Source organism: Dolichospermum sp. UHCC 0315A (genome assembly GCF_008121535.1).
Classification (GTDB): Bacteria; Cyanobacteriota; Cyanobacteriia; order Cyanobacteriales; family Nostocaceae; genus Dolichospermum; species Dolichospermum lemmermannii.
On record NZ_CP043056.1, the window covers coordinates 3,758,618 to 3,778,028 of the forward strand.

Annotated in this window: 15 protein-coding genes; 10 read left to right on the plus strand and 5 right to left on the minus strand. The window is 39.1% G+C overall.

Features of this window, described 5'->3' with window-relative positions; all coding sequences use genetic code 11:
* Positions 1 to 95: 95 nt before the first annotated feature.
* Positions 96 to 2,141: an NAD-dependent DNA ligase LigA gene (ligA, locus tag BMF77_RS18000; RefSeq protein ID WP_148764716.1), complete on the minus strand. Its 2,046-nt coding sequence runs from the start codon at positions 2,139 to 2,141 to the stop codon at positions 96 to 98.
* 502 nt (positions 2,142 to 2,643) lie between these two features.
* On the opposite strand from ligA, the gene BMF77_RS18005 reads away from it, so the two are divergent.
* From BMF77_RS18005 to pruA, 3 genes are all read left to right on the plus strand, one after another.
* Positions 2,644 to 3,621, plus strand: a complete 978-nt coding sequence (locus BMF77_RS18005; RefSeq protein ID WP_148764718.1) for a glycerophosphodiester phosphodiesterase — start codon at positions 2,644 to 2,646, stop codon at positions 3,619 to 3,621.
* A complete protein-coding gene (gene chrA, locus BMF77_RS18010; RefSeq protein WP_148764720.1) occupies positions 3,614 to 4,804 on the plus strand; it encodes a chromate efflux transporter in 1,191 nt (396 codons plus the stop codon). Before BMF77_RS18005 ends, chrA begins: the two co-directional genes overlap by 8 nt.
* Positions 4,805 to 5,092: 288 nt before the next feature.
* Positions 5,093 to 8,071: an L-glutamate gamma-semialdehyde dehydrogenase gene (pruA, locus tag BMF77_RS18020; protein ID WP_148764722.1), complete on the plus strand. Its 2,979-nt coding sequence runs from the start codon at positions 5,093 to 5,095 to the stop codon at positions 8,069 to 8,071.
* 85 nt (positions 8,072 to 8,156) lie between these two features.
* Here the strand turns inward: pruA and BMF77_RS18025 are convergent, their stop codons facing one another.
* Both BMF77_RS18025 and BMF77_RS18030 read right to left on the minus strand, forming a co-directional pair.
* The gene (locus BMF77_RS18025) at positions 8,157 to 8,624 is read right to left on the minus strand and encodes a type II toxin-antitoxin system YhaV family toxin (protein WP_148764724.1); all 468 of its coding nucleotides are present in this window, start codon (positions 8,622 to 8,624) and stop codon (positions 8,157 to 8,159) included.
* Positions 8,617 to 8,937, minus strand: coding sequence for a hypothetical protein (locus BMF77_RS18030; RefSeq protein WP_148764726.1), 321 nt, complete (start codon positions 8,935 to 8,937; stop codon positions 8,617 to 8,619). The genes BMF77_RS18025 and BMF77_RS18030 overlap by 8 nt, the downstream gene beginning before the upstream one ends.
* A gap of 182 nt (positions 8,938 to 9,119) precedes the next feature.
* Here BMF77_RS18030 and BMF77_RS18035 point away from each other — a divergent pair, with 182 nt between their 5' ends.
* The 6 genes from BMF77_RS18035 (at position 9,120) to BMF77_RS18060 (ending at position 17,996) form a co-directional block, all read left to right on the plus strand.
* The gene (locus BMF77_RS18035) at positions 9,120 to 11,096 is read left to right on the plus strand and encodes a hypothetical protein (protein ID WP_148764728.1); all 1,977 of its coding nucleotides are present in this window, start codon (positions 9,120 to 9,122) and stop codon (positions 11,094 to 11,096) included.
* A gap of 16 nt (positions 11,097 to 11,112) precedes the next feature.
* Entirely contained in the window at positions 11,113 to 11,433 is a 321-nt protein-coding gene (locus tag BMF77_RS18040; protein WP_210422228.1) for a hypothetical protein, read from the plus strand.
* Between the two features lie 148 nt (positions 11,434 to 11,581).
* Positions 11,582 to 11,794, plus strand: a complete 213-nt coding sequence (locus tag BMF77_RS18045) for a hypothetical protein (RefSeq protein ID WP_246862950.1) — start codon at positions 11,582 to 11,584, stop codon at positions 11,792 to 11,794.
* A gap of 400 nt (positions 11,795 to 12,194) precedes the next feature.
* Complete coding sequence (locus BMF77_RS18050; protein WP_148764730.1) at positions 12,195 to 13,607, plus strand: cation:proton antiporter; 1,413 nt, start codon at positions 12,195 to 12,197, stop codon at positions 13,605 to 13,607.
* 422 nt (positions 13,608 to 14,029) lie between these two features.
* Positions 14,030 to 15,886 (plus strand): N-acetylmuramoyl-L-alanine amidase, encoded by a 1,857-nt coding sequence (locus BMF77_RS18055; RefSeq protein ID WP_148764732.1) that lies wholly within the window; start codon positions 14,030 to 14,032, stop codon positions 15,884 to 15,886.
* A 241-nt stretch (positions 15,887 to 16,127) separates the two neighbouring features.
* Positions 16,128 to 17,996, plus strand: a complete 1,869-nt coding sequence (locus tag BMF77_RS18060) for an N-acetylmuramoyl-L-alanine amidase (protein WP_148764734.1) — start codon at positions 16,128 to 16,130, stop codon at positions 17,994 to 17,996.
* On the opposite strand, the gene BMF77_RS26850 is transcribed toward BMF77_RS18060, so the two are convergent.
* Entirely contained in the window at positions 17,962 to 18,111 is a 150-nt protein-coding gene (locus BMF77_RS26850) for a hypothetical protein (RefSeq protein ID WP_168204362.1), read from the minus strand. The two genes, BMF77_RS18060 and BMF77_RS26850, sit on opposite strands and share 35 nt — an antisense overlap.
* A 49-nt stretch (positions 18,112 to 18,160) precedes the next feature.
* Here BMF77_RS26850 and murI point away from each other — a divergent pair, with 49 nt between their 5' ends.
* A complete protein-coding gene (gene murI / locus BMF77_RS18065) occupies positions 18,161 to 19,015 on the plus strand; it encodes a glutamate racemase (RefSeq protein WP_148764736.1) in 855 nt (284 codons plus the stop codon).
* A 44-nt stretch (positions 19,016 to 19,059) separates the two neighbouring features.
* Here the strand turns inward: murI and BMF77_RS18070 are convergent, their stop codons facing one another.
* Complete coding sequence (locus tag BMF77_RS18070) at positions 19,060 to 19,257, minus strand: hypothetical protein (RefSeq protein WP_015080668.1); 198 nt, start codon at positions 19,255 to 19,257, stop codon at positions 19,060 to 19,062.
* Between the last annotated feature and the right edge of the window lie 154 nt (positions 19,258 to 19,411).

Here is a 19,411-nt window from a genome sequence, read left to right on the forward strand (position 1 = left end):
TCACGGTTAAAAGTGTTTAAGATGTGAAAATTCTTGTTAATTTATCTTCACAATAGAAACTGTAACAGAATTTAACAATTTATGTCTGTTGATAACTATTCTGTCAGCATTGCCAATAATTGCGCCTCAGTCAATTGGCTAATTTCCAACTTCCGCGCTTTCTCTAACTTAGAACCGGCATCTGCACCTACAACTAAAAAGTCTGTTTTTCTGCTAATTGAATCAGTAATTTTACCGCCTGATTTTTGAATTAAAGCTTTGGCTTCATCGCGTTTTAAAGTTGGTAATGTGCCAGTAACGACAAAGGTTTTACCAGCAAATTTTTGATTAATTTCGCCCACAGACTGGGCTGCTGTGCTGTTTGCTAATTCTAAACCAATAGCCTGGATACGGGAAATTAAGGTTTGATTCGCTGGGGTGCGAAACCATTGATAGACTGATTGGGCGATTTCTGCACCGATACCATAAACACCTGCAATATCCGATTGTCTGGCGGCTGTTAACTCTTCGACGGTGGTAAACTTCTCTGTTAATAATTGGGCGTTGACGCTGCCAACGTGACGGATGCCTAAACCATATAATACTCTAGCCCAGGGTTGAGTTTTTGATTGAGCGATCGCATTGATCAATTTTTCCGCCGATTTTTTTCCCATGCGTTCTAATGCACACAAGTCTTCTATTTTCAAGTCATATAAATCAGCCACGGAATGGACTAAGCCTTTATCTACAAGTTGATACACCAACTTTTCGCCTACACCTTTAATATCTAACGCGTCACGACTGACCCAATGTTCAATTTCACCCTTGAGAATGGCGGGACAGGAAGCATTTATACATCTAGTAACTGCTTCTCCAGTTTCCCTGACTACTAGCTGTCCACAGGCTGGACAATGGGAAGGCATAATGAAAGGTTGGGTATTAACGGGACGTAGTTCTTTGATTACCCGGACTACTTCGGGAATGATTTCCCCGGCTTTGCGAACAATCACGGTGTCGCCAATACGGATGTCTAATTGTTCAATGCGATCGCTATTATGTAAGGTAGCACGGGAAACTGTTGTCCCCGCTAATTGTACGGGCAACATTTCCGCTAAGGGAGTTAATGCCCCGGTTCTGCCAACGTTAACAGTGATTTTTTCTACACGGGTTGGGGCTTCTTCGGCGGGATATTTTAAGGCTATAGCCCAGCGGGGAAACTTCTGTGTAAACCCCAATTGTTCTTGCAGTCTAAAAGTATTTAATTTGACGACAACACCATCTGTCATATAGGGAGAATTCAGCCGTTCTGTATCCCAATATTGGTAATATTCAACAACTTCAGCAATAGAATGGCAGAGTTTATGGTTGGTATCAACTCGAAAACCAAGTCTTTGCAATAATTCCAAAGCTTCCCATTGGGTATTGGCAATACTGGAATCATCCAACCCCGTAATATGCAAAGTATAAGCAAAGAAATCTAACTGTCGTTGTGCGACAATGCGAGAATCTAATTGTCTGAGCGTACCTGCTACAGCATTGCGCGGGTTAGCAAATATTTGTTCACCAGCTTTTTGTCTTTTCTGATTAATTTCTTTAAACACCTGTAAAGGTAGAAACACTTCTCCCCGTACTTCCACTTTAGCAATATTTTCTAAACCGTCAAAATTCAAACGCAGGGGAATTGAGCGAATAGTTCTCACATTTTGGGTAATCTCTTCACCCATTACCCCATCTCCTCTCGTTGTCCCCCTGACTAAAACTCCATTTTCGTAAGTTAATGCTAAAGCAGCACCATCAATTTTCAACTCAGATACATATTCTATATCTCCGTCATTATACTGAGTTGGTGAGTGTCGCCGCCACCGTTGATCCCAATTTTGCAATTCTTCAATATTAAACGCATTTTCCAGGCTGTACAGGGGGATATTATGACGGACTGAGGTAAAATGGGTAGCAGGTCTTTCCCCAACGCGCTGAGTCGGACTATCAGCAGTAATTAATTCGGGATTGTTAGTTTCTAATTCTTGCAACTCTCGATACAGCCGATCATAAACCGTATCTTCCATAATTGGCGCATCTAGAACATAATAAGCGTAGCCTGCTTTTTGTAGCAAACATCGTAGTTCTTCTATACGTTTGGTTTCAGGTTGAGTTGACATCATGAGTTTCATAACAAAAAATAATAACAGTGGGACTTTAATTATAAGAAAATAGGCTGAAAACCCTTGAAATTAAGTTTTGGAGCGTGGCGGAAAAACTTAATTGTCCTTGAGGCAAGGGATGAAAGCCAGCCAGAGGCTTTAGCCTCCAGTGAACTATGCTATACTTACTTGCAACAGGAAAGGTAATCAACCTGTCTAAAAACCTAAATGCCTGACGGCAATCTGTACCTTGACAATTGAAGATATGGGGTTCTATTCCATAGTTCTAGTGACTGCCCTCCGAATAGGTAAAATCTTCATGGGAGCTAGACGACACAGGATTTAAACTCAATCAAAATTTGCAGCAATGCAACTACCTCCGGGCAGGAGGAAAGTTAACGCTTGGGGAGAGAACCACCTCTGACTTAGATACCGCAAGGGGTCTAAGCTAAGTGGACTCGTTGAACCAAGAATCCCCGTGTCTTTAGACCGGGGAGTGTCAAAAGGAAAGTAGTAAGCAATCATGACTCAAACTTTTACATATCAACCCCCTATCATTATCGCTCATCGCGGCGCAAGTGGCTACCGTCCTGAACATACTTTAGCAAGTTATGAGTTAGCAATTGATTTAGGTGCTGATTATATTGAACCTGATTTAGTGATTACTAAGGATGGTATTTTGATTGCGCGTCATGAAAATGAAATATCAGAAACTACCGATATTGCTAATCATCCAGAATTTGCTCATTTAAAAACTACTAAAACCATTGATGATGAAATTAAAACTGGTTGGTTTACAGAAGATCTTACCATAACAGAAATCAAAACTTTAACAGCACAAGAACGCATTCCCCAACTTCGTCCCCAAAATACAGCTTATAACGGCATATTTACTATTCCCACTTTTCAAGAAATCATTGATTTAGCAAAGCATAAAAGTCAAACAATTGGCCGCCATATTGGCATTTATCCAGAAACCAAACATCCCAGTTATTTTCAATCTGTTGGTTTACCATTAGAAGCCACTTTATTATTGAATTTGCAGGAAATTAATTTACCGATATTTATTCAATCATTTGAAGTTAGTAATCTGAAAGAATTATCTCAGAAAACAGATTTGCCATTAGTGCAATTAATTAATAATATTGGTAAACCTTATGATTTTGTGATTGAGAATGATCCTCGGACTTATGCAGATTTATTAACGCAAAAAGGGTTAAGAGAAATTGCGGAATATGCCCAAGCAATTGGTGTACATAAAAACTTATTGATTCCTAGAGATATTCATGGTAAATTATTATCACCGACATCTTTAATTATAGATGCTCATGCGGCTAATTTACAAGTTCACGCTTGGACTTTTAGAAATGAGGATTTTTTCTTGCCTTTAGACTTGCAAGGAAATCCGCAAAAAGAATATGAAATATTTTTTAGTTTAGGTATAGATGGTGTATTTAGTGATTATCCAAATATAGCTTTAACTGTTAAACTAAATGAATAATTTATCATTCAATCGCTTAACTCAAGTTGCTAAACTTTTTCTCAAATTAGGCATTATTGGTTTTGGTGGACCAGTTGCCCATATTGCTATGATAGAAGATGAAGTAGTTAAACGTCGTCAATGGTTGACACAAGAACATTTTTTAGACTTATTAGGGGTAACTAACTTAATTCCTGGACCTAATTCCACAGAAATTGCTATTCATATAGGATACATTTATGCAGGATGGTTAGGCTTAATTGTTGCGGGAGTTTGTTTTATTTTCCCTGCGGTTTTAATTACAGGTTTATTTGCTTATTTATATGTCAATTATGGGACTTTACCCCAAGTTTTACCTTTACTTTATGGAATTAAACCTGTTGTTTTAGCAATTATTATGAATGCTATTTGGGGTTTAGGGAAAAAAGCGGTAAAAACTCGAAAATTACTCATCATTGCTATAGCAGTTGGCTTAATCACTTGGTTTGCTAAAGTCAATGAAGTTATGGCTTTATTGCTAGGAGGAATATTAGGAATGATTTGGTTACGCAGTGGTAATCAAATTAATTTAATGATAATTGGTTTAACTGCAAGTACAGTTTTGCAAACTACTGCAACTGTGAATACAGCTATAAATAATCATGTATCTGTACCTTTGTGGCAATTGGGTTTATTTTTTCTCAAAGTTGGTAGTGTACTATTTGGTGGTGGTTATTTATTAATAGCATTTTTACAAGGAGGATTAGTAGAAGAATTCGGTTGGTTAACACAACAACAATTATTAGATGCTATTGCTATTGGGCAATTTACTCCTGGTCCTGTACTTTCTACTGCGACATTTATTGGTTATATAATTGCTGGATTTCCGGGGGCAATTGTGGCAACTTTGGGAATTTTTCTCCCCTCATTTTTACTTGTTGCTGCTTTAAATCCTTTCATGAATCGTATTCGTAATTCATCTTGGACAAGACCTTTTTTAGATGCTGTCAATGTGAGTACTGTAGCGTTAATGGTATTAACTACAATTCAATTAGGAATAGCTACTTTAATATTACCAAAAACTCCTTATGTGGATTTTTTAGGTTTAGGAATTTCTATTATTTCGGCAATTTTAGCAATTCGCTACCGCATTAATGCTGCTTACTTGATTTTAGGAGGTGGTATTATTGGTTGGAGTGCGTTAATGTCCGGTTATCTTGATTAAGAAGATAAATTATCTGTTAGAATTTCCGCATTGCGATTACTTGCTTCTTTGCGTCATACTTGCAATTGTGCATTCGTCGGCTTTTTTGTACAACCTACCAGGTAAACTATACCTATCCCCAAAGATACTAAAGCCCAGTTTTTCCAGATATTCAATACAACCACATTCAAAACTACTAGGAAAGTTTACAAAATGGCGTTAACTAAGTTAGAAATAACACCGTAATCCATTTTTGGACAATCATTCAACATTACTTCAAAAAAATATTGTTTGGAAACTAACAAACTTATGGTATTATCAGTAGAAAACAGCGGATACGAAGCGAAAACCCAAGAAATTGCTAAACAAGTTTTAGCTGCTAGTCAGGAAAATCGCTCATTTTTATCAGCTTTACGCGACCAAATGCGCTGGGATGATAAACTACTCGATTGGGCTATGAGTAATCCGGGTTTAAGAGTACAATTATTTCGGTTCATTGATACTTTGCCCGCAATACATAGTAAATCAGAAATCGCCTCCCATATGCAAGAATATTTGGGAGATGAATCGGTAGAACTACCCGCAGCTTTAAAAGCAATCTTAAATTTTGCTAACCCCGATTCTATGCCCGCACAGGTAGCAGCGACAACCGTGGGAACTGCTGTAGAAACTTTAGCACACAAGTATATTTCCGGCGAAAATATTAAGCAAGTCATCAAAACCGTTGAGAGACTGCGAAAAGAGAAAATGGCTTTCACCATTGATTTACTCGGTGAAGCGGTAATTACGGAAGTAGAAGCGCAATCTTATTTAGAAAGATACTTGGAATTGATGCAGCAATTGGTAGAAGCATCAAAAAATTGGGCGAAAATTCCCGCTATTGATGAAGCTGACGGCGAAAATATCCCGAAAGTTCAGGTTTCTGTCAAATTAACGGCGTTTTACTCCCAATTTGACCCTTTAGATGCTCAAGGTAGTGAAGCAAGAGTCAGCAATCATATTCGGACTTTACTCCGTCGCGCTCAAGAATTGGGCGCAGCAGTCCATTTTGACATGGAACAATACGCCTACAAGGATATTACTTTTACCATTCTCAAAAAACTGTTACTGGAAGAGGAATTTCGTCAACGCACAGATATTGGCATGACAATCCAAGCATATCTGCGTGATAGTGAACAAGACGCTAGAGATATCATTGCTTGGTTAAAACAACGCGGTTATCCTCTCAGTATTCGCTTGGTTAAAGGTGCATATTGGGATCAGGAAACTATTAAAGCTGCTCAAAAGCATTGGCCACAACCAGTTTACAATGATAAAGTCGCCACCGATGCCAATTTTGAGACGATTACGCAACTATTACTCGAAAATCATGAGTATGTCTATTCTGCCATAGGAAGTCATAATGTGCGATCGCAATCTCGCGCCATAGCCATAGCGGAAAGTCTCAATGTTCCCCGTCGTCGCTTTGAAATGCAAGTGCTTTACGGCATGGGTGATAAAATAGCTAAAGCTTTGGTAGATAAGGGTTATCGCGTCCGGGTCTATTGTCCCTACGGTGACTTATTACCGGGAATGGCTTATTTAATTCGTAGGTTGTTGGAAAATACCGCAAATAGCTCCTTTTTACGCCAAAATTTAGAAAATCGTCCAATTGAAGAATTACTAGCACCACCAATACCAGTTCTAACTTCCCCCTCGCTTGCGGGGGGGACTGAGGGGGGGTTCTGCGGTGTTGCGGATACTGATTTTGCCAAGGAAGAAAGCAGGGATAGTTCGCGTTTAGCTTTTGAAAATGTGCGTCAGCAGTTGGGGAAGACTTATTTACCTTTGCTGAATGGGGAATATGTGAATACAACTACTTTTGTAGATTCTCTTAACCCTTCTAACTTTAGTCAAATTGTCGGTAAAGTAGGTTTACTTAGCATTGAACAAGCTGAGGAAGCAATGAAATTTGCTAAAGCTGCTTTTCCCGCTTGGAAGAAAACCCCAGTTAAGCAACGTGCGGATATTTTGCGTCAAGCTGGGAAGTTAATGGAAGAAAGACGCGCTGAACTTTCCGCTTGGATAGTTTTGGAGGTGGGGAAACCTGTTAAGGAAGCTGACGGGGAAGTTTCGGAAGCTATTGATTTTTGTCTTTATTATGCTGAGGAAATGGAACGGTTGGATAAGGGTGTAATTTATGATGTGGTTGGGGAAACCAATCGTTATATTTACCAACCCAAAGGAATCGCTATTGTGATTTCTCCCTGGAATTTTCCTTTGGCTATTGCTTGCGGTATGACTGTCGCTGCTTTGGTTTCGGGAAATTGTACTTTACTCAAACCGGCGGAAACTTCTTCTGTTATTACTGCAAAATTTACAGAAATCTTAATGGAAGCGGGAATCCCCAAAGGTGTTTTTCAATACGTTCCTGGTAAGGGTTCTCAAGTCGGCGCTTATTTGGTAAATCATCCTGATACTCATGTCATTGCTTTTACTGGTTCTCAAGAAGTAGGTTGTAGAATTTACGCAGAAGCCGCAATTCTCAAACCTGGTCAAAAGCATCTTAAAAAGGTAATTGCAGAAATGGGTGGCAAAAATGGCATCATTGTTGATGAAAGTGCTGATTTAGACCAGGCTGTTGTCGGCGTTGTCCAATCTGCTTTTGGTTATAGTGGTCAAAAATGTTCTGCTTGTTCACGAGTGATTGTGCTTGAACCCATTTATGATGCTTTTGTGGAAAGGTTGGTAGAAGCCACAAAATCCTTGAATATTGGGGAAACGGAGTTACCCAGTACCCAAGTTGGTCCGGTAATTGATGCTAATGCCCAATCTCGCATTTTGGAGTATATTGAAGAAGGCAAAAAAGAAGCTAAATTAGCTTTAGAGTTACCCGCACCCACCCAAGGTTATTTTATCGGTCCTGTGATTTTTTCAGAAGTACCCGCAAATGGAGTTATTGCACAACAGGAAATATTTGGACCTGTCTTAGCGGTAATTCGAGTTAAAGATTTTCAAGAAGCAATAGATGTTGCCAACGGCACAAATTACGCTTTAACTGGTGGTCTTTATTCTCGCACACCTTCCCACATTGAACAAGCGCAAGCAGAATTTGAAGTTGGGAATTTATACATTAATCGGAATATTACCGGGGCGTTAGTTTCCCGTCAACCCTTTGGTGGGTTTAAACTTTCTGGAGTCGGTTCAAAAGCTGGAGGACCAGATTATCTGTTGCAATTCTTAGAACCACGCCATATCACAGAAAACATCCAACGTCAAGGTTTTGCCCCAATTGAGGGTGCTGAATAATTAGATGATATCACCAGATCCCCGACTTCTTGAAGAAGTCGGGGATCTTTAAATCCTGTCAGTTTCTCAACCCAAGTTACTGTTACTACTCAAGTTCATCCACATTTACCCTACAATCTCCTAATAACTCATCCAAACTATCTGGAAACGTCCCTCTTGTTACCATTTTAGTAAACACATCATAACAGTCATCCTTAGCACCTTCTTTACGCGGAAACCCTAACCATAAAATCACAATTGCTTTTAATTCTGGAGTATCAAACACGCGAAAAAATAGCCGATACCGTTCTGGTAAACCCATTTTTTTGACTCGACTATAGCGTTTTAATGCACCCGTTAAGACAAAATGACTAGCAAAAGGATCAGAAGTAATTTTGGTTTCAATTGCTATAGTAATTGCTGCAAAAAGTTTCACTGTTGCATGAGTTTTAAACTCTGCTTCTGGTAATTGTTCTCGCAAATTAGTAACGCGATTTGATAACGCTTGATATTGATTACCAAATAATTGAGGATGGAAATAAATTTCCCAATTATTACTAACAAATTTACTCATCTTCTAATTGCACACCTTCAATTAGTTGATGAGCATTTTTAGACATTTCTGTTGTATAAGGTTGTAATGTATTATTTTTCAATGCTTCTGTGGTAGCAAAATCAAGAAACAACTGCATTAATAGAGAGTCTTCTGCATCTTCATCATCCTGCAATTGAGGAACAATTCGCACAATTGCTGTATCGGGTGATAAAACCTCAATCCAACCATCTGCATTCGCAAATTGGGGATGTTCACGATAGAAATCAGCAGGAAGTCGAAACCCTGAACTATTACCAATTTTGGTACTACGAATATTGTAGGAGTTACTCATTTGTGGTGTATGTACATGATGTAATTACATTATAACAATAATCTATAGGGATTTATCAATAGTTATTGACTATATAAGATTTGTAAAAAATGATATTATACTATAGACAAAATTACACAAATCACCTCTTTATGGGATTTTTCAACAAGATTGCTGGCCTTTACAACCGAGTCATCCAATCCATGCAAGATGCACGTGATGTAGCTTTTAACTTACCTGCAAAAGTAGAAGAAAACTCACGGTTATTCAAAACAATTTTCAACACTAATTGGTCAGAGAGAACTATTGAAGAAATGGAAGAAGCTGTAGAAGAGGTCAAACAGCGTGTTATTCGTGACCTTATTCCTGCTGCTGGACAGTTAAATGTATATTATGGCGTTCCTGGTTTTATATACATACCATGTCAGATTACAGGAGCGTTGGCAATAGCACGTATTTATGACCCAAAATATGTAGTAACTCCTCAATGTATTCTGGATGTTGCAGCAGTAATGATTTTTGGACAGGCTGGGGAGTTAATCTGGTCACAATTGCTTCAAATTTTAGGGCCTATTTTAGCCCCACCCATAGTAGGAATAGCTGTGATTCCGTATATGCAAACTTTGACAAAGAACTTACTAAACAAAGTGCATAATTATTTTCGTCAAGAATTTTTAAATAAACAAAAGGTTAAGACTCAAAATAGCACACAAGCATCTCAAGCAGCAAATTCAAAACAAACTAATTCAGAACCTAAAGCAACTAATAATACTCAAAAATCTGAAGTAGTACAAGAGGCGAACAAGTTACTTGAGCGAATTAATCAAGGTGGAAAAGTTCTCTTTCCTGCTCAAGAATTAGTATTTCATGAATTGGTTCAAGAAGCTAATAATGAATCTGCTCTTACACTAGGAAGGACACATATTTTTCGTGGTGTAGCAGGTAGTGGAAAAACAGTTATTCTTGGTCAATTAGTACCACATTTAGCAGAAACATTTCGAGTTAGACATGGTTACTATCCATCTATATTAGTTTATCACCACAATAATTATATAAATAAACTTCTGGCTGATGAAATTCAATCTGCTGTAAATGCACCTATTAATATTGCACCTTTAGACAAATCATTTTATAAAAAGTATGTATGTATTCACAATCTTTCAACATTGAAAGATGAACTTTATGATCGAAAGATGATGAATAAAGGTCTTTCACTTAAGGAAATTAAGGAAAGTAATGAGCGGGCTAAAAAAATATTTGATTATCTTAACAATCATACAGGAATATTCGATATTATATTTGTTGATGAGGGACAAGATATTAGTCAGGAAGAATATAACTTAATTATCAATCTATGTCGTAGTGGTTCAAGGACTAACTCTAAAAGTATATACATTTTCTATGATGATCTTCAAAACATATTCGGAATCAAAGACCTTGTTTTAAAAAGAGTCAATAGCCAAAGACCGATTGAGCATTTTTTATCAAGTTGTGTCAGAACTTCTAAAAAATTAGTTGACTTTACTTTTAATACCTGTTTGGGAGATTCCATTGATGATATTAGTAGGGTTGAACTGGAGCGTTTAATGAGCCTTAATAAACTTAAAGAAAGATCCCTAATTACAGAAAAGTATATGGAAAATGGTCGGAATTGGATTAGTTGTAATTTCTGTGTTTTCCCTGGAGAAACAACACCAGAAGTGCGTCAGTTTACCTCTAATCAAGAATGCTGTAATGCTGTTGTTGAAGACCTCGATCAACTTTTTTCTGCTCAGGGTTTAGAGAATGTCCTGAAAGGAGGTGTATTAATCCAGTGTTTTAGCAAAAATATGGTACAAGCGATATCTAATGTATTGTATGCAAAGTTTGGTAATAGGGTAAACCGTCGTAGTGGAGAGGATATTAGCAGTCAAGAAAAACGCATGAAATTAGCAGTTGAGCCGCAAACCATCAATGTTGCATTGGTTTGGGATACTAAAGGATATGATGCTAATATTGTGTATGTTATTAATCCAGATGGAGGAGATCAAAACCCTATAAAAAAACGTTCCCTGTTTTATGTAGCTGCTACCCGCGCAAAGCAATTTTTAGCTGTTTATAGTTCCATACCTGAACAAAATGCTCCTATCATGCAAGATGCACTTAGAGCAGTGCAGAATCTTGAGCGACAACTTATATAGGTTTTTATTCTCCTTAATGATGACTCCTAAAACATCTCTTGCTAATTCAATACTAAATCTAAATCAAATTATTCAACCAATTATCGGCGAAATTTGCCATCAAATTACATTTAGTTATGGGGATGAATTACGGTTACATTTTGGTAAAATGACTGCCTATAATCATCCTAAATTAGCACATTTATGCAAAGGAAGCTGGCGACTTAACACTAGGGCTACACCTTGGTATTTAATGATAGGAGATAATCTTTTCAGTTATTCATCTCTGTACGCAAATTATGAAAACGCTGCTGAACTTGCTAAGAGGATGTTTGAAAAGTTTTTAATGTATAAATAAACCCCTCTCCAAACCTCTCCCCGACGCGGGGAGAGGCTTTGAAACCCCCATTCCCTTGTAGGGAAGGGGGGAAGGGGGGTTAGGTTTCTGGAGATTATCGGTTTCATCTAATACTTTTCAAACAACCTCTAAAATACAATTACAGTGTTTGGAAAATAAAAAACTAACTAATTTTGTAATTGATAGTAATAATTTTAAACTCACTTTATCATTTGAGGATCATTACGAACTAATTTTAGAACGAGATTTAGAAGATGATTCTGGGCTTGCTTATTGGGAATTAATGATGCCAAATGAGCAAATTTTAACCGTTGGTCCGGGAATGTTTTGGGAATGTAAATCAATTCATGAACGTTATTAGTCTAGACATCCTAATTCTGACAATATCAACATCCTGTCAATCCTTAAATCCTGGATATCCTGATTCTGACTATCCATCTTAATATATCCCCGACTTCTTCAATAAGTCGGGGACCTGAAACTAATTATCTATTTTTAGGACACTCTGGTAAGCTTTTATCAGCGTAATTACAATCAAAATGAATTAACGCTTTTCTACTAGATTCAAAGACTCCAAATCTATAGCATCGCTTAAATTTTCAGTATAATATAAGCGCGTATTTTTCCATGTAGGCGCGATTTATAACCGCCAGTCTAATTGTATATCACAACTTATAGCTGTTATTAGCGGTGTATATATACCTGAATAAATTCCCGTCAAAAAAAGAGTAAAAATAAAGAAATTGTTATTCAGATAACCAATGCAGCTTATCAGTGCAACCATTCCCTTATTGGCCACAGCCACAGCCACCGCAGACAGTTCCATGGTATTAGCCGCTGTCCTCTTAAGCTTAGTCGTAATTTACTTTGCCAGCAAAGTTGGTGGAGAATTATGTAACAAAATCGGCTTACCAGCAGTTTTAGGTGAACTTCTCGGTGGTGTAATTATCGGTGTTTCCGTACTCCATTTGTTAGTCTTCCCAGAAGGTGGTACAGACGCTTCTAATTCCTTAATCATGACCTTCTTGCAACTCACCGCTGGATTAACCCCAGAAGCCACACCACAGGTATTTGCAGCGCAGTCTGAGGTGGTTTCAGTTTTATCAGAATTGGGTGTAATTATCCTCCTGTTTGAAATTGGCTTAGAATCCAACCTCAAAGACCTCATGGCCGTTGGTGTTCAAGCCTTCGTAGTGGCTACAGCAGGGGTAGTAGTCCCCTTTGCAGCAGGTACAGTGGGATTAATGACCATATTTGGGATTAGTGCTATTCCCGCAATTTTCGCCGGTGCAGCTTTGACTGCAACCAGTATTGGAATTACCTCCAAAGTGCTTTCCGAATTAGGACGCTTGAATTCTAAAGAAGGGCAAATTATTCTCGGTGCAGCCGTTATTGATGATGTTTTGGGAATTATCGTTCTCGCGGTAGTTGCCAGTTTAGCCAAAGATGGTGTAGTTGATGTGGGTAACGTCATTTATCTGATTATTAGTGCCAGTGCTTTTCTCATTGGGGCGATAGTTTTTGGTAATGTCTTTAATAAATCATTTGTAGCGATCGCAGATCAACTCAAAACCAGAGGTGAATTAGTCATCCCTGCCTTCATTTTTGCCATAATCATGGCTTACCTCGCCTCAGTCATCCATTTAGAAGCCATTCTTGGGGCTTTTGCCGCCGGGTTAGTTCTCGAAGAAACCGACAAACGCAAAGAACTCCAAAAGCAAGTTATCCCCATTGCTGATATGCTAGTTCCAGTTTTCTTCGTCACAGTCGGGGCAAAAACCGATTTGGGAGTCTTAAACCCAGCCATTCCTACCAATCAGGAAGCCTTAATCATGGCAACTTTCCTGATCACAGTCGCCATCATTGGTAAAGTAGTGACAGGCTTAACAGTATTTGGTCAACCCGGCATTAACCGCTTGGCCATTGGTGTGGGGATGATTCCCAGGGGTGAAGTTGGCTTAGTATTTGCTGGTGTCGGTGCAGCTAGTGGTGTCCTCTCAAAACCATTAGGAGCAGCAATTATTATGATGGTTATTATTACCACATTCATCGCTCCTCCCCTGTTGAGATTTGTATTTCCAGAATCAAACACCTCAGCAAATTTAGATAGCAACTCTGGCAAAACATTAGCAGTAGAAACACCACAATCTCTCATCACCACAAAAGATGATTAGTAATTTGAATTTCACCTCAAATTCTGCTGTAGATATCACAGAAGATAGTTGGAAATTTTCTCTGTTGTAGTTTTTACATTTACTATATCAGGAGGTTGGAAGAAACTTCTCTCATCCAATCTCCGTCTCCTGTAATCTGGAAACCCTCTAATTTTAAACATGGTTATTATTTCTACCTTTAATTAAATTTACTTTTTGGTTTTCTTTTGGTTCTATAAAACTTTCCTTTCCCCCCATTTTAGTAGCCTTGATAATGTTTTGTATTTCTATTTTTTTTCAGGACAGTTTTTACAGCTTAAAGATGTTTTTAGTAATTATGGAGGATAACCCGCCAATCTATGTCAGTAATTGACAGTGGTGGGTGTTTTTTGTATGTGTTCATATCATTATTAATTATTTAATTTAGCTAAGGAGAAAAAGCCGTGAAACTACAATGGTTACTACCTGCTACCTTTGGTACTGTACTCATGCTATCGTCGCCGACTTTAGCCGCAAAATTGGAATCTTGGCGATTTGATCGAAATCAAAATCTCTTAGAAATTAATACAAATAGTGCTGTAAAACCAGAAGCACAATTAGTTTTTACCCCCACTCGGTTAGTAATTGATTTACCGGGTGTGAAATTCGGACGTTCCCAGTTAACTCAACAAATAGGTGGAGGAATTCGGGAAATTCGCATTGGTCAATTTGATGAACAAACAACCAGGATAGTTTTAGAATTAAGTCCTGGTTATACCCTAGATCCAAAACAAGTGAAATTTGTGGGTAAAAGTGCTAATCGCTGGACAGTACAACTACCAAAATTAGAATCTGATTCCAACTCATCTGCCACCAATAATAACACTAACAATAATAATAATAATAATTACAATTTAGTCGGCATAGATTCCCAGGCAAAACCTGAATTTTCACCCATTGCTAAAACTGCTAACAGCAGGAGGGGAACAACTCAAATTGAGAGTTTCCAAATTACTGGTGATGGGTTTTTTATGCGGACAAATGGCGGTAATCCTCAAACTAGAATCATCAGAAGTCGAGATCAAACTACGGTATTTATTGACATTCTTGATGCAACTTTATCAGCAAATTTAACACAAGGAAATTTAGCCGTTAATAAACACGGTGTGGACAGCATTGGATTGACTCAATTGCAAACAACCCCAACATCTGTCCGCATGACCTTAAAAATCGCCACAAATAGCCCTGATTGGCGAGTAACCGCTAGTAGCAGCGGTTTAATCATCCTTCCCACCAGGGGAATGGTTAATGCCCCTGAAACTGATAATTTTCCCCCCACCAGAAACAATAACGACTCAATTGCGACAATTGAATCTATAGAACTTGCGGACAATGGCACACAATTATTAATTAAAGCCGACCAAGTTATATCCGCTACTACAGGTTGGGATAAAAGTTCTGGTTTGTTCCGGATCACCATTCCTAATGCTAAATTAGCCAATGAAGTCAAAGGCCCCACTTTTAATGCTAATAGTCCTATTATCAAACTTCGTCTGCAACCGCAACCGCCAAATACTGTAGTTATCTTGATTCAACCTGCATCAGGTGTTACACTAGGTGTACTCAATCAAGCAGGAGACAAATTTCTGGCTCTAAAACTGCAACAATATCGTCAGATTAGACCACCCATGAATTTACCTCCCCTATTACCACCCAAACAACAACTACCTGACCTTAAACCCAGACAACCACAAATTACCCCAAGGCGCTCCCTTCGTAAAGGCAAAATAGTAGTGATAATTGACCCCGGACATGGTGGTAAAGACTCAGGGGCAATTGGTATCGGTGGAGTGCTGGAAAAGGATGTTATTTTACCAATTGGGAAAAGGATTGCCGAAATTTTAGAACGAAATGGTATCCAAGTAATTATGACCAGAGACTCTGACTACTTTGTGACTTTACCGGGACGGGTGACTATGGCAGAACGGGCTAATGCTGATGTATTTGTCAGTATCCACGCTAATTCAGCAGGTGCAAATCGTCCAGAAGTGAGTGGTTTAGAGACTTATCATTATGATAGTGGTTTAAGACTAGCTCAGATTGTCCATAGTAAAATTCTGCAAAGTCTCAATGTCAGAGACAGAAACGTGCGGAAAGCTAGATTTTATGTGCTTCGCAAAACTTCTATGCCCTCAATTTTGGTAGAAACCGGTTTCTTGACCGGTAGAGACGATGCTGCCAAACTGAGAACTTCAGCTTATCAAAATCAAATGGCCGATGCGATCGCCCAAGGCATACTTCAGTATTTAAAATCCAGATGAAAAGTAACTTTTATCACCTGTCATCTGATTCATCACCAACCCTAGAAAAATAAATTTGCTGACTAAATGGCAACAGTAACCCGATTATATGCTACAATTCTACGCCATTAGCCGTGTCTTACTACCAACACCAAAATCTTTTACTTGCACAAAGTTAAATTGGCAGCGGTGATGGTCTGAAGATTAGCCCATAAGTCGAGATATTGACAAATCCCATCAACAGGAATCAGGAGAAAGGATTGTGAAACTACATTGGTTAATACCTAGCACTTTTGGAACGGTCTTCATGCTATCTTCGCCCGCTTTTGCCGCGAAATTAGAATCTTGGCGGTTTGATACCAATCAAAATCACTTAGAAATTAACACATCTAGCGCTGTCCAACCCCAAGCCCAACTTATTTTTAACCCCACCCGTTTGGTAATTGACTTACCAGGAACCGAACTTGGTCGTCCGTCCGTAACCCAACAGATTGGTGGCAAAATTCGCACTATTCGTATCGGTCAATTTGATGACCAGACAACACGCTTAGTTATCGAACTAGCCCCTGGTTACACCTTTAACCCCAAGCAAGTCAAATTTATTCCCACCAATGGCAAACGCTGGATAGTAGAATTACCACAGCCAGAAGTTGCTTCTGGGCAAACTGGAGAACCATCACTACCCCCAACATCAGATCAATCATCTGAACCAACACTAGACCCCAGAAGTATTTACAACGTAGTTACAGCAAATCGGATTACCCCATCTAATCGAGAAATCCCCCCAGGGGTAGTGCAAATTGATCAATTCCGAGTTACAGGGGATGGGTTTTTTATTAGTACCAGTGGTGGAAATCCTCAACTGCAAGTTAATCGCAGTCAAGACAATCGCTCTGTTAATATTGATATCATTGGCGCAGCCTTATCACAAAATATGGGACAACGGGATCTAGTGATTAATCGCTATGGAGTCCGTCGTATCCAATTTAGCCAATCATCCAGTAATCCATCTACTGTTCGCATGACCTTGCAGTTAGATAGCAATAGTCGCAATTGGCAAGCCCTACTTAGTGGTAACAGCGGTTTTGTCGTCATCCCAGATCGTTTGGCCAAATTACCTGATAATAACCAATCCTCCGCACCATCACTGAGTGACTCCCCCACAATTATTCAATCTGTAGAAATCGGTGGTAATGGCACACAATTACTAATTCGGGCAGATCAAGCCATATCTGCTACCACTGGTTGGGATAGAAGTTCCGGTCTATTTCGCATCACCATTCCCAATGCTAAGTTAGCTAATCAGGTCAAAGGTCCGGTTTTTAGTAGTAATAGCCCTATTCTGAAAGTCCGTCTCCAACCCCAATCTGACAATACTGTAGTTGTTCTTGTTCAACCTGCATCTGGTGTTAGCTTTGGGGTACTTAATCAAGTCCCATCTCAATTATTAGCACTACAATTACAAACTAACCTCCGCTCTCAACGCCCTTTAATTACACCACCTATCCCTTCTATCCCACGACTAGATCCTCCAAGTTTTAGCACAGACCCACCGCAAACAAGACCCCAGCCCCGTCTACCAGTTCCTAATGGCAAAGTTTTAGTAGTTATTGATCCTGGACATGGCGGTAAAGATTCTGGCGCTCCTGGACTGGGTGGGTTGCTAGAAAAGGATGTCGTTCTACCTATTAGTACAAAACTGGCGAGAATTTTAGAACAAAACGGTATCCAAGTTGTCCTCACGCGAGATGCTGACTTTTTTGTGGAACTGCAAGGACGAGTGGATATAGCCAAGCGGGTTAATGCTACTTTATTTGTCAGCATTCACGCCAATTCCGTGGATAATCGGTCTGATGTTAATGGTTTAGAAGTCTATTATTACGACAGTGGTTATGCTTTAGCAGAAACTGTTCGGCAAACTATTCTCCAAAATATTAGTACCCTGAATAATCGAGGCACTCGGAAAGCCAGATTTTATGTGCTGAGAAAAAATACTATGCCTGCTATTTTAGTAGAAACAGGTTATATGACCGGTCGAGAAGATAATCCCCGTTTAGGATCACCAGAGTACCAAAGTCGTATGGCTGAGGGCATAGCTAGTGGTATTCTGAATTATTTAAAACAAAGATAATGATCGTCTGTTGTTCGTTGTCAGTTGTTCGTTGTTTTTTCTTTACCACTGACCACTGTACGGGCGAAGCATTTGGAGAACTATTTTTGGCCATGACCGATAATTTATCTTCCAAATGCTTCGCCCCTACTGACCACTAACCACAATCCAAATTAATACTTGCTGTGTATTCATCTTCTATTTTTGATAGTCATTTTGATACTTTCTCCCCTCAAGAACCTCAACGCGCTCCGATTGGGGTATTTGACAGTGGTATCGGTGGGTTAACCGTACTGCGACAAATTTATCAACAACTCCCCAACGAATCAATTATTTATGTGGGGGACACAGCCCGCCTTCCCTATGGTATTCGTTCCCAACCAGAAATTCTGCAATTTGTCCGAGAAATCCTCCATTGGATGCAGGAGCAACGGGTGAAAATGGCAATTATGGCTTGTAACACCAGTTCGGCTCTGGCATTAGATATAGTCCGTCAAGAATTTAATTTCCCCATTTTAGGAGTGATTCTACCAGGGGCAAAGGCAGCAGTCCAACAAGGACAGCGCATTGGTGTCATTGCTACTCCAGCTACGGCTCAAAGCAATGCCTACCGTCAGGCTATTTTAGAAATTCAACCCCATGTCCAAGTTTGGCAGGTCAGTTGTCCCGAATTTGTGCCACTAATTGAACAAAATCGCATTCATGATCCTTATACTACTGAAATCGCCAAAACTTATCTAGAACCTTTGCTGAAGCAGGAAATAGATACTTTAGTTTATGGTTGTACCCATTATCCCCATTTGTCACCAGTTTTGCGATCGCTCCTCCCTACCCAAGTCAAACTAATTGATCCAGCAGTTCATGTAGTAGCTGCTTGCTCTCAAGAATTAGATATACTAGGAATTAAGAATATTCATCCACCAATGCCCACCCGCTTCGCTGTCAGCGGTTGTCCTCAGCAATTTACCCAGTCTGCTTGGCAGTGGTTAGGCTATACCCCAATGGTAGAACAAGTCTGTTTTGCTGATGCTGTCGTATAATAAGGGGAGAAAGAAGAAAATTTCTCCCTCTCCCCTCTCCCCTCTCAGTGACTATTCATAGCTTCAGTCACATTTGTCGTTAATCCTCTTTGCTGCTTGTACTTATCTTGGACAGCATCAGAATCGCTTTGAGAAAGACCTTTTTTGCCCGTTCGCTTGGCTAATGCTAATAATAAATACACACTAAATAAGTATCCAGCAGCTAAAATAAATATCATCATGGGCATATTTCCGTAAATCATTGTTCCCCCATCTTTAATTACTAAGGAAGGTAAAATTGCACACAAAACTAGCGAAACTTTAGTTAATCCAAGCACACCCTTGATAACTGTAGTTAGCTATACTAAACTTTCCAGTAGAAAATACATTTTCTCTGGTCCATTAATTTATTTTCTT